We start from the raw sequence: 11,908 nt of genomic DNA, 5'->3' as shown, positions 1-11,908 counted from the left end.
CGACTGCGCAGCCGACTCGGGCGACGTGGCCGGCGGCGGCACCGCGGGTGACGGCACCGCGGGTGACGGCGCTTCTACCGATGGTGCGGGTGCGGGGATCCGCAGGGATGTCTCGTGGCGGTTCAGCCCACGCCCGGCCCACGCGCGGTTGGCCTGGTCGAGCACGACGATCGACACCACCACCAGCGAGGCGCCCACGAAGCCGTCGAGCCAGTAGTGGTTGGCGGTGATGACCACGACCACGATGGTGAGGACCGGGTGCAGCACCATCAGCCACCGGGCGCGGTGGTGCAGGATCGTGATGACCGCCCAGGCCTCGAGCAGCGACCAACCGACGTGCAGGCTCGGCATCGCGGCGTACTCGTTGGCGATCCCGCCACTGCCCTCGCCGTAGGGCGAGGGGCCGTAGACCGCGCCGGTGTCGACGAGCGACCCGTGCGGCACCGACGGCAGGAAGCGGGGCGGCGCCAGCGGATACAACAAGTGGATGATCAGTGCCATGCCGGTGGTCATGATCAGAACGTTGCGGACCCGGGTCCAGTGCCGGCGATGCCGGATGAACACCCACAGCAGTAGCAGGATGACCGACGGGAAGTGGACGAGGATGTAGAACCAGTCCGCGCCCCGGATCAGCAGGTGCGAGTGCAACGCCAGGCGTTGGACGGCGGCCTCGCTGGGCAGGTGCAGGAAGCGCTCGAGCCGCCAGACGTCCTTCCCGGCGGCCAGCGCCGCCGACTCCCGGCCGCTGGCCAGGTGGCGGCTGAAGCTGTACGTCCCGTAGAGCACGGCGATGAGCAGGAGCTGGCTGACGGCGTAGGCCACCGCCCCGGCCACCCGGCGCATCCGGGCGAGCGGGCCGCCAGGCGCACCCGCACCCGCGACGGCGCCCGCGTTCATCCCGCCGAGCTGGTCGGGCGGCGCGGTGGACGTTCGGGGCGGTGGGCAGCCCAGCGTCCCCAGCCCGTGCCGGACCAGAGGCGAGCTCACTGCCGGACGGCGGCCATCGGCCGAGTCCGTGGATGGGGCCCAGCGCATCGGTGTTCCTCCCAACGTCTCGCGGCCACCACGACGCGTCACGCCGATCAACCAGCGACGGACAGTCGACCCAACACCCGGCCACGCCGGTCCCGCCACCTGCCCGCTACCGACAACCACCACGAACCGCCTGGTATGCCCCGCCCCTGCGAGCAGGTCACCGGCCAGCGCGCACCCACCGGTCACCGTGCTGATGACGACTGTGCACCTCCGGACCACCTTCACGCCACGTGATATGCGCTGTCAGACATGCATCACGTGAACGCTCGATCGACGGCGGAGCCGGTCACGTCCCGACATGGACACGCCAGTCAGGCGCAACGTGATGGCAACGTCGCGGTTCGACACCGTCAGTGTCGGATGTTCAACGCCCGGGCGCACTGGTGGTAGCTCTCCCTTGTCGCGGGTGGACTACTGGACCACGACCCCCCGGGCATCCTCGACGCTTCGCTGGAAGCAGGACGGCGTCCAGAGTCGCCCACAAGATCGTCTAATGAGTACGGCTAATGAGTACAAGGAGTGATGGGCATGCCCGAACCGCGCGCTCTCGGCGTGGCGGTCGTGACGGGTGGTGGCCGCGGCATCGGGGCGGCCTGCTCGGTCGCACTCGCCCGGCTCGGCTGGGATGTCTGCCTGGGCTACCGGGCTGACTCCGCCGCCGCCGAACGGGTGACACGGCGGTGCCGGGAGCTCGGCGTCGCCGCCGCGTCGGTGGCCGCCGACCTGGCGCAGCCCGCCGGCGCCGTCGCCGACCTGTTCGCCGCCGCGGACCGGCTCGGGCCGGTGACGGCCCTGGTCAACAACGCAGGCGTGGTCGCGCCCGCCGCCCGGGTCGACGAGATGGACGCCGCGCGGCTGAACCAGATGTTCACCGTCAACATCGCCGCCGCCTTCCTGTGCTCGGGAGCGGCGGTGCGCCGGATGTCGACGCGCCGCGGCGGGCCAGGCGGATCGATCGTTAACGTCTCCTCCGCGGCCGCGCGGCTCGGCAGCCCGGGGACCTACGTCGACTATGCGGCGAGCAAGGGAGCCCTCGACACGCTGACGAAAGGGCTCGCCCAGGAGGTGGCCGCCGAGGGCATCAGGGTGAACGGCGTTCGGCCGGGATACATCGACACGGAGATCCACGCCTCGGGCGGAGATCCGGAGCGGGCCCGGCGGCTGGGTGCGGCCGTGCCGCTGGGCCGGCCGGGCCGGGCCGAGGAGGTCGCGGCCGCGGTGACCTGGCTCTGCACGGCGCAGGCGTCCTACGTGACGGGGGCCGTGCTCGACGTGGCCGGTGGGCGGTGACCGGTGAGCGGCCGCCGCACCGCCGTTGACTCAGCGGGTGCGCTCGGGACGCAGGATCACCATCGCGTCCGGATGGCGGCGGGTGTAGCGCACGGCGGCCCGGCGGGGAGAACCGCTGGCCCACTGAACGCTCCAGTCGACGCCGACGAGGTCGAGCAGCGACCGCAGCCGCCGTTTGAGCTCCTCCCGGGTCTCCTCCTCGGCGATCCGTGCGGCGCACATGACCGTCTCGACGCCGAATGCGCAATACACCCCGGCGGTCCACCGCGCCCATCGGGACCAGCGGTCCATCGTCGCGATCAGCACGAGATGGCCGTCGAGCCGCGCCGCCAGGTCAGCGGCCAGCAATACATCAGCCATATCCGACAGATCACCGAAGCGGACGCCGAGCACAACATGGCGTTCGGTCCGAACCCGGGGGGTGGCTTTCGTTCGCTCTGCCCGTTCCACGTTTCCTCCAGCGAGGCTTTCCCCAGTGCCGTCGATCGACTGTCGGTGTGAACGGGATTGTCTCGCTTCACGGCCTGCGGTGCCGCGGATACCGACACATCGTCAGTACCCCCTCTACCCGCAGATCATCTGTTCCGGATCGCGTTTGGGCACGACGCCCGCCGCGCTGGCGGGTAATGCCGCCAGATGCCGGGTCCGCACCGCCTGTCAGCCGCTCACCGTTCCCGGTTGATTGTGGCGGGCGAAACCGGAAAGGGGAAGACCTTGGCGGTAACGATGGGCCCTGGAGTGCTCCCACCAGTGGGCCAAACCGACCAGTCGTGACCGAGGAGACGCAGGCGATCACCTCCGGTGTTCCGCGGGTGCCCACGGGCCTCACCTGCGACGCTTCAGACAGGGCGGGCCGGGTTCCGCCGGCGGTTCGCGGCGGGTCCGCACCGGCGGGCGCAGGGCCGCGTGACGATCGCCGCCGGCACGACGGTGGCAACCTCGGCGCGAAGGAGCACCAGATGTCGGTGTTGGACCGGTTCCGGCTGGACGGCCGGGTCGCGATAGTCACGGGGGCGTCATCCGGGCTCGGGGTGGACTTCGCCCGCGGCCTCGCCGAGGCCGGCGCGGACGTGGTCCTCGCCGCCCGGCGGGTCGAGCGGCTCGGCGCCACCGCAAAGCTCGTGGAGTCGGCCGGTCGCAGTGCCCTCACCGTCGCCGCCGACGTGGCCGACCCGGCCAGCGCCGAGCGTGTCGTGGCGGCCGCGATGGAGGCGTTCGGCCGGGTGGACGTACTGGTCAACAACGCCGGGGTCGGAACGGCGGTGCCCGCCCTGCGCGAGACGCCCGAACAGTTCCGCTCCGTCCTGGACGTCAATCTCAGCGGCAGCTACTGGATGGCGCAGGCCGCCGCCCGGGTGATGCGGCCGGGCAGCAGCATCGTCAACATCTCCAGCGTGCTGGGCCTGACGACCGCCGGGCTGCCTCAGGCCGCCTACACGGCCAGCAAGGCCGGCCTGATCGGGCTCACCCGGGATCTGGCCCAGCAGTGGACCGGTCGCCAGGGCATCCGGGTGAATGCGCTCGCCCCCGGTTTCTTCCGCAGCGAGATGACGGACGAGTACCAGCCCGACTACGTCAAGGCGCAGTTGGCGCGGGTCCTCGACGGCCGCTTCGGGGAGCCTGCAGAACTGACCGCCGCGCTGCTCTTCCTGGCGTCGGACGCCGGCAGCTTCGTCACCGGGCAGACGCTCGCGGTGGATGGCGGTTTCAGTATCACGTGATCCGGCCCCGAGGAGCACCGCCGACCATCCGCACACGTCTGATCCGGAACCCGGACCTCTTCCCGCCTGCCGGACATCGAACGTCCGTATTGTCCGGCAGGCTTGGGTCAACCGGCGTCAGTTCCGCGGATGGCGTCAGCTTTCCAATGGCATCAGTTCGGCCGCGAAGGAATCGAGGAAGCTCGGCCACCCGTCCGGCGTCGTCGCCGGATGGACGACGAACTTGCTCACCCCGACGGCGAGGTACTCACCGATCAACTCCCGCGCCGCGGCCCACCCCACCGGCATGAGCCGCGCTGGATCGACGTCGGGGTAGCGCCGCCGCAGCGCCGCCAGGGCGTTGGCCGGCGGCGGCGCGAAGGCGACGCGCAGGCTCAGCCCGAAGTGATCGTCGTCGATCCGCCGGCCCACCGCCACTGCGGCCTGCTGAATCTCGGCGATGCCGGCCGCCGCCTGCTCGGGACTGACCATGCTCGCCAACCAGCCGTCGCCGAAGCGGCCGATCCGACGCAGCGCGGCCGGGGCCGCACCGCCGAGCCAGATGTCCAGCGGCCGGGTGGGCAGCTCCCCGATGCCGACGTCGGTGAAGTCGAAGAACTCGCCGTGGAAGGTCACCCGCGGCTCGCGTAGCAGCCGCCGCAGGACGTCCAGCGCCTCGTCGAACACCGCACCTCGACGGCCCACGGTCCCCGCGGGCCGGACCCCGCTGCGCCCCTCGGGGAGCGGGTAGGCGGGCCGGTCCTCCGGCCGGCCCGGTGCGAGGCCCAGCACCGGCAGCACCCGGCGCGGGGCCAGCAGCGCCAGCGATCCCAGCTGCTTGGCGAGCAGCACCGGGTTACGGCCCGGCAGCACCGCCACCCCTGAGCCGACCTTCAGCCGGCTGGTGCGGCCCAGGGCAAAGGCCATCCCGGCGAGCGGGTCCACGGCGGGCGTGGAGAGCTGTTCGGACAGCCACAGCGAATCGATCTCGAGCTTCTCCAGCCGGTCCACCAAGGCCGCGAACCCGGCCGGCGCGACGCTGCCGAAGCCAATGCCGATCCGGACCTTCATCACCCGCTCCATCCTGGCCCGGGATCCGTCGGCGCCCGAGCTCTCGCTCCATAGTGGGGGCTGAGCGAGCGACGTGGGTCACCTTTACGGGCACTGCACCGCCCGAATCCATCCAGCGACACCGTCCCGGGCGCCACCGAACGGCCGAGGTCCCGCCGCCCGCCGCGCTTCGTGACGAGCGGGCGGCACTCGGCTACCGGCGGCACTCGGCTACCGGCGGTGTTCAGCTACCGGCGGTGTTCAGCTACCGGCGGTGTCGACTCCGGGCACGGCGGCGAGATCCGCACGCAGGTCGGCGACCACCTCGGCGAGCAGGGGCTGGCGCAGGACCGTCCGGTGGTCCCCGGGGATGCGCCGGATCGACGCGGGACCGGCGAGCACCCCGCGCCACGCCTCGATCTCGTCGTGGTCGTCGGCGAGCCAGACGACCGTGCGCCCCTCGTAGGTATGCGGCCGGTAGGCCATCGTGAGGATGCGACCCTGATTGTGGAAGACGTCGTAGCGGTGCGTTCCGCGGAAGCGGACGACGCCGGCGAGCGGGAGCTCGACGAGCTGGCGCAGCCGGTCGGCCACCACCCGCGGGCTCAGCGCGGGGCCTTCGTCGGCGGCGAGCGGCCCAGGTCCGTCCGAGCGTGGAACGTCCTGCGGCCGGTCCGGGTGCCGGCCCTCCAACTGGCTCGTCGGGATGATCGCGCCGGTACGGGTCAGCCGGGCGGTGCCGGGCAGGTAGGTGTCGATCAGCGCCAGCAGGCCGACCTCATGGCCCGCCCGCCGCAGCAGCCGGGCTACCTCGAGCGCGATCAGGCCACCGAACGAGTGCCCCGCCAGCAGGTACGGACCGGTCGGCTGCAGCAGCCGGAGCTCGGCCACATGGCGGCGAGCCGCGGCCGCCACCGACCAGTCCGGGAGGCCGCGCTGTTCCAGGGCGTGCGCCTGCAGTCCGTAGACGCGGCGTTCAGCGGCGAAATGGCGGGCAAACGGCAGCAGGGCGATCGCGGGCGCGCCGGCCTCGGGGAAGCAGAACAGCGGCGTGCCCGGTGCGGCGGCGGTCAGCGGCACCACGGTGGGGTGGCGGTCCGCCTCACCCTGATGGGCGGCCCAGACGGCGGCGAACCCGGCCGGCGTGCGGGCCGCCACGATCTCCGACACGGGCAGCGCCACCCCGAACTCGTCGCGCAGGACCGCCGCGAGCTCGCCCGCGGCCGCCTCGCCACCGGGGGCCCCCACGGCGTCGTCGTGCGGGCCGATGGCGGTCATCCCGAGCACGCGGGCCCACAGCAGCGTTGCCGCCCTCTCGTACGGGCCGTCCCCCGCCGGGTCGGCGGCAGCGGTCGCACCGCCGACGGTGCCAGTGGAGTCGGCAGGGCCGGTGGAGTCGGCAGGGCCGGTGGCCTCCGCGGGAGTCGTGACGTCCACGGTGCTGTCTGGACTCGGTGACAAGGAATCGGGCAGCCGATCGGCCGCGGACGTGCCCAGCAACGACATCACCCCATAGGACTATGTGAGGGCCACATTGAACACCAGTGTCGGACTAGCCCGACACACCCGTCGGTGCCGGCCGGTTCGGCGATGCTCCCCGGGCCGCGCCTGCGTCCGCGACCGGCTACCGCGCTCCCCACGACCAGCGGACGGCCCCGTCCCGGGCGGCGACGCCACCCCTCGCGCCGCGACGCAGGCGGGTCACGCGGCCCGGAGTTGCCATTGACGTCGGCGGCCCCCGGCGTCCACCGTGGAAGCGTGGGCGATGTGGGCAAACCCGAGCGGATCGTCGAGGACGAGCCGATCAGCTTCCCCGATGCCGAGCCGTTGACAATCCCGGCCGTCCCGGCCGCCCCGGCGCCGGAACGGGAGCCGGTGCCCGGGTGAGCCTGCTCGGCTGGCGCCAATGGGCGGTGGACGACCGGGGGCAGCTGCGCCCGGCCTGGACTCCGTGGTCGCCGTTCCCGCCGAGCATGCTGCTGTGGCGGCCCGACGGCATCACGCAGGCACAGTGCCTGCGGACGAAGCGGCCCGATTCAACCGCCGCCGGCGAACCGGCCCCGGCTGGTCATGACCGGGTGCCGGACGAGCATTGCCTGTGCGGCCTGTACGCCTGGCGCACCCCGGAGATCCTCGCCGCGGCGCGCCGGCCGCGCTGGACCGCGCTGCCCTGCGTGGTCGGCGTGGTCCGGCTGGGCGGGCGGATCATCATCGGCGAGCGAGGCTACCGCGCGGAACGGGGCTACCCCGTCGCCGTGCTCGACCGCCGTGGCGTCGTGTCCGCCAGCTACACCATCGCGAGATATCGCACTTTTTCGGCCCTGGTCGCCGAGTGGACGCCGTCCGGACCCGAGGCGACGGGCATGGATCAAATAGCCGGGTAATACCGGGCAAACAACGCAGAACCGCGGCCGATGCGTCGCCAATCGGTCGGGTCCCCCGCGGGAACGGGTATCTCCCGTGGGACCACTCCTACCAACGCCGGTCACACTGCGCACCAGATCAGGTGCGTTTTGTCTGCAATGGGGATAGCCGGGGCGGATATCGTCGGCACCGCCGTGCATATCCCGACCAGTGCGGGCAGCGCGTCGGGCCGCGGGGCACGCGAGGGGGGACCGTCGTGACCAGCTCCGAGATCAGCAGTACCGGAACCCCGCGAAGGGGGGCTCCGAAGACCAGCAGTCCGGAAACCGGGGTCGCGAGCGCATTTCCGATCGCCAGGCCGGCCGGGCAGCGGCCGGCCACCACGCCGGCGGCAGTCCGCGACCGGCGGCGCCGACTGGTTCCACTCGCGGTGACGCTCAGCTACCTCGTCCTGTCCGTCTGGATCTTCCGCGCGAGTTGGCGACATCTCGGGGAGATCACCTACGGCGGCGGTGACGCCTACCTGTTCTCGTGGTTCCTCGGTTGGGCACCGCATGCGTTCGGCAATGGCCTCGACCCGTTCCTGACCCACCACATCAACTCCCCCGCGGGCGCGAACATCCTCTGGAGCACCCCGGTGGTGCTGCTCGGCCTGCTCACGGCGCCGATCACCCTGCTCGGCGGTCCCGTGACCACACTGACGGTGCTGCTCACGCTCGCCCCCGTGATCAGCGGTCTCGCCCTGTTCTGGGTGCTGCGCCGCTGGGTCCGGGACTGCCCCGCCGCCCTTGCCGGCCTGCTCTACGGCTTCGGGCCGTACCTGATCGGCAGCTCCTACGGCCACCTGCACCTGGCGTTCGCCCCGTTCCCGCCGCTGCTACTCCTGCTGCTCGACGATCTGATCGTCCGCGGCCGCAGCCCGCGGCGCACGGGGATCCTGCTGGGATGCGCGGTCACCGCGCAGGCCCTCATCGGCGAGGAGATCCTCGCGACCTCGGCGCTGACGGCGGCCGTCGGGCTCGTGGTTCTCGCCGCCCGCCACCGCGCTGCGGCCCGCGAGCGGCTGGGCCCGGCGCTGCACGGTCTGGCGACGGCCGCGCTGGTCGCCGCCGTCGGCCTCGCCTGGCCGCTGGGCATGCAGTTTCTCGGCGGGCAGCGGGTCCACGGCTCGATCCAGCCGTCCGGCATCGCCGTGACCGACCTGTGGAGCTTCGTCACGCCGACGCCACTGCAGGAAATCGCCCCGGACCTCGCCCTGCGGCACAGCCTGCGCTTCACCGGCAACGCCGTCGAGGTCGGCGGCTACCTGGGAGTTCCGCTGATCCTGCTGGCGCTGGCCGCGACGGTCCGCGCGCGCCGCCACCCACTCGTCGGCGTCCTCGCCCCCGTCGGCCTGGTGATGGCGGTCCTCTCACTGGGCGACCACCTGCACGTCGACGGCCGCGCCACCCGGATCCCGCTGCCCTGGCTGGTCCTCGAAAAGGTGCCGGTGCTCCACAACGCCCTGCCCTCACGGTTCGCGCTGTACGTGATGATGTGCGCGGCCGCCGTGACCGCCGTCGGCCTGGACCGGTGGCGCGATGAGTATCGGCGCGCCACCGACCCTGCGGATGTCCCGCCGGTGGACGGCACGTTTCCGGACCTGGGCAGCCTCGGCGGGCACGGCGACATGCACAGCGGGCCAGGCGGATGGCACGGCCGGCTCGCCCGATCAGGCGCCGCCCTGGTGACCGCCGGCGCGCTGGCCGCGCTCGTCCCCGCCCCGCTGCTCACCACTCCGGCCCACACCCCCGCCTTCTTCACCGGCGACGGAGTGCGGCAGATCCCGGCGAATGCCACCGCCCTCGTCGTCCCCTACCCGCATCCCCAGCAGGCGGAGGCGATGCTGTGGCAGGCCGAGGCGCACTTCCGCTTCGTCATGCCTGGCTGCTACTGCACCGTGCCGGGCCCGACCGGTCAGGCCTCGTTCCACGGCCCCGGCGATGCCCTGACCGCTGCCCTCATCGACCTCGACAACGGCACGACGACGGCGGCCACCGCCCTCGGTTCCCCCCAGGTCCGCGACGCGTACAGGCGGTTGTCCCCGGACGCCGTCGTGCTGGGGCCGGCTCGGCGACCCACCGAGCTGCGCGCGCTGCTGGGCAGCCTCGTCGGCCACCCGGCGCGGCACGTCGGCGGGGTCGACCTGTGGTTGCCCGCGCGATGATCCACCGCGGGCATCGCCCGCGCTGATGTCGCCCAGCGGACAAGCCGAGCCGCCGGGAAGAATCGTCGCCTGGAAGGGTTTGGCGAGAAGCTGGCCGCAGGACGGACATTCGCGCCGCCCGGCCGGGAACCCGCCACGACGATTCCTCTACGATTTCCCGCATTCCGCGACCCCGGTCCGCAGGTCAACAGGTCGTCGCAGGTCAACAGTCCAGAGCGGAGGACGCGCGGTGTCGACGGACCAACCGGCGGGCCGCCGCCCGGAAAGGCTGACCCGACGCCAACGCGCCGCCGTGGTCGGCGTCGCCGTGCTCGCCGTGGCAGTCGCCGCTTCCCTCGCCGCAACGACCGGAGGTTCCTCGGCCGCGAGCGGCTGGCCGCCTGCCGGGCGGTCAACATGCGCATCCGTACAGATCTTCACTGGCACCGTCGGTTCCCCGTACAACCAGTTTGCCCGGGTGCTCCGTACCCGGCTCGAGGCGGCGCCGGAACACTTCGACGTGGACGTGGTGGAGACGGCCGGCTCCACAGAAAACATCTACGACCTCGAATCCCCCGAGCCGCCCCGCTGCGGATTGGCAATTGCCCAGCTCAACACCACCGTGGACGCCACCGAAGGGGTGAACCAGTTCGACCCGACGCGCGGCGGCCACCCGGTGACGGGCCTGCGCACCCTCGGGCCGGTGCACCAGGATCTGCTGCACGTGATCGTCCGGGACCGCCCGCTCGGCTCGGACGACCGGCGGGTCGACAGGCTGGCCGAGCTGTGCAACCGAACGATCGCGGCCGGCCAGCCGGGTTCGGGTGTCCGCCAGATCGGCGACGTCCTGCTCCGGGTCGGCCTGCCCAACTGTCATCCCGACCTCGACGACTCCTCCATCGACGAAGCGCTGCGGCGGCTGTCCGCGGGCACGGTGGACGCGGTCGTCTGGGCCGGCGGCGCGGGCACCCGGCAGATCAGGACCGCCATCGCCGCCGGAGCCCGGCTGCGCCTGCTCGACCTGTCCGAGTACCGGGCCCCGATCACGAAGGACTGGAACACGTTCTACGGCAACCGGGCGCACTTCTACGCCGGCGAGGTGTTCGGCGCCGGCGGCCTGGGCCCCGCGGACTACGCGGGAATCCGCCCGATCCGGACCGTCACGATTCCCAACGGCCTGATCGCCCGCGCCGGCACAGACCCGGCGCTGGTCCGCCGGGCGACCGCCGAGCTGTACCGGGATCAGGGCGACTACGAGGGGGCGCTCTGGGGCGCCAACCCCGCCCACCGGCGCATCCCAGACGCCCTGTCCATTTACGAAGGGCCGCTTTTCTGCTACATACCGCTGCATCCGGCAGCCGCGGAATACTACCTTCGACAATTCCAGCGGGTACCGAGCTGCGGCGCAGCCTGACATGACCGGGACCCGTAAACGCAGGGAGCCCGAAGGCGGGGCCGCCGGAGACTGGGGCTAGAGGACACACCGTGCTAAGACCACTGACCGCTACCGACCCCAGGCTGGTGGGGCCGTACCATCTGCACAACCGCATCGGCGCCGGGGGCATGGGTATCGTTTACCTCGGGTTCGCGGACGAGGAACTGCCGGTCGCGGTGAAGGTGCCGCACGAGGCGTATGCCAGCGATCCGGAGTTCCGGGCACGGTTCCGCGCGGAGGTTTCGGCCGCGTGGCACGTTCGGGCAAGCACCGTCGTCCAGGTGATCAACGCCGAGGTGGAGGGCCCACGCCCCTGGCTCGCGACGGAGTATGTGCCGGGCCCGACGCTGCACGCCGCCGTGCTGGAGCACGGGCCGCTCCTCGACCGGCATCTCGACAACCTCACGCTCGGTCTCGCCGCCGCGCTGGAGGCCATCCACGGCGCCGCGGTCGTGCACCGCGACCTGAAGCCGGCGAACATCGTCATGTCCTGGACCGGACCGAAGGTCATCGACTTCGGTGTCGCCCGCTCAGCCGAGTACACCGGCTACACCCAGGACGGCGAGCTGGTCGGGACGATCGCGTGGATGTCCCCCGAGCAGCTCGGCGGGCAGACGGCGACCCCGGCCTCCGACATCTTCGCGTGGGCCTGCTGCGTGGTGTTCGCCGCGACCGGGCGGCGGCCGTTCCGCGGCGAGTCCCAGGAGATCGTCGCGCTGCGGATCGGGGCGGCCGAACCGGAGCTGGCCGGCACCCCCGACCGGTTACTCGAACCGGTCTCCCGCTGCCTGGCGAAGAATCCCGCGCTACGCCCCTCGGCCGGCGAGCTCGTCGGGTTGCTCACCCGCC

General features: G+C 72.3%; 11 protein-coding genes. 7 read left to right on the top strand and 4 right to left on the bottom strand.

Features of this window, described 5'->3' with window-relative positions; all coding sequences use genetic code 11:
- Window positions 1–987: phosphatase PAP2 family protein (locus NBZ85_RS19195; protein WP_308205193.1), on the bottom strand; the 987-nt coding region annotated here is incomplete at its 3' end.
- Window positions 988–1,563: 576 nt separating this feature from the next.
- Between NBZ85_RS19195 and NBZ85_RS19190 the strand changes: the two genes are divergently transcribed.
- On the top strand, window positions 1,564–2,325 hold the full coding sequence (locus NBZ85_RS19190; protein WP_261555205.1) for an SDR family oxidoreductase: 762 nt from the start codon (window positions 1,564–1,566) through the stop codon (window positions 2,323–2,325).
- Window positions 2,326–2,355: 30 nt separating this feature from the next.
- Here the strand turns inward: NBZ85_RS19190 and NBZ85_RS19185 are convergent, their stop codons facing one another.
- Complete coding sequence (locus NBZ85_RS19185; RefSeq protein WP_261555204.1) at window positions 2,356–2,685, bottom strand: hypothetical protein; 330 nt, start codon at window positions 2,683–2,685, stop codon at window positions 2,356–2,358.
- A gap of 599 nt (window positions 2,686–3,284) precedes the next feature.
- Here NBZ85_RS19185 and NBZ85_RS19180 point away from each other — a divergent pair.
- Entirely contained in the window at window positions 3,285–4,046 is a 762-nt protein-coding gene (locus tag NBZ85_RS19180; RefSeq protein WP_261555203.1) for an SDR family NAD(P)-dependent oxidoreductase, read from the top strand.
- Between the two features lie 135 nt (window positions 4,047–4,181).
- On the opposite strand, the gene NBZ85_RS19175 is transcribed toward NBZ85_RS19180, so the two are convergent.
- Both NBZ85_RS19175 and NBZ85_RS19170 read right to left on the bottom strand, forming a co-directional pair.
- Window positions 4,182–5,096: a TIGR03854 family LLM class F420-dependent oxidoreductase gene (locus NBZ85_RS19175; protein ID WP_261555221.1), complete on the bottom strand. Its 915-nt coding sequence runs from the start codon at window positions 5,094–5,096 to the stop codon at window positions 4,182–4,184.
- 240 nt (window positions 5,097–5,336) lie between these two features.
- The gene (locus NBZ85_RS19170) at window positions 5,337–6,581 is read right to left on the bottom strand and encodes a thioesterase domain-containing protein (protein WP_261555220.1); all 1,245 of its coding nucleotides are present in this window, start codon (window positions 6,579–6,581) and stop codon (window positions 5,337–5,339) included.
- Window positions 6,582–6,833: 252 nt separating this feature from the next.
- Here NBZ85_RS19170 and NBZ85_RS19165 point away from each other — a divergent pair, with 252 nt between their 5' ends.
- The 5 genes from NBZ85_RS19165 to NBZ85_RS19145 form a co-directional block, all read left to right on the top strand.
- Complete coding sequence (locus NBZ85_RS19165) at window positions 6,834–6,962, top strand: hypothetical protein (RefSeq protein ID WP_261562344.1); 129 nt, start codon at window positions 6,834–6,836, stop codon at window positions 6,960–6,962.
- Window positions 6,959–7,459 carry a hypothetical protein gene (locus NBZ85_RS19160; RefSeq protein ID WP_261555202.1) on the top strand — a complete coding sequence of 167 codons (501 nt, stop codon included), beginning with the start codon at window positions 6,959–6,961 and terminating at the stop codon, window positions 7,457–7,459. The genes NBZ85_RS19165 and NBZ85_RS19160 overlap by 4 nt, the downstream gene beginning before the upstream one ends.
- Before the next feature lie 410 nt (window positions 7,460–7,869).
- On the top strand, window positions 7,870–9,645 hold the full coding sequence (locus NBZ85_RS19155; protein ID WP_261562343.1) for a hypothetical protein: 1,776 nt from the start codon (window positions 7,870–7,872) through the stop codon (window positions 9,643–9,645).
- 229 nt (window positions 9,646–9,874) lie between these two features.
- A complete protein-coding gene (locus tag NBZ85_RS19150; protein ID WP_261555200.1) occupies window positions 9,875–11,038 on the top strand; it encodes a TAXI family TRAP transporter solute-binding subunit in 1,164 nt (387 codons plus the stop codon).
- 71 nt (window positions 11,039–11,109) lie between these two features.
- The coding region (locus NBZ85_RS19145; protein WP_261562342.1) for a serine/threonine-protein kinase at window positions 11,110–11,908 on the top strand (799 nt) is incomplete at its 3' end.

It is taken from the genome of Frankia tisae (assembly GCF_025403405.1).
Classification (GTDB): domain Bacteria; phylum Actinomycetota; class Actinomycetes; order Frankiales; family Frankiaceae; genus Frankia; species Frankia tisai.
Note: the sequence above shows the minus strand (reverse complement) of the source record. Positions and strands in the feature narration are given on the sequence as shown.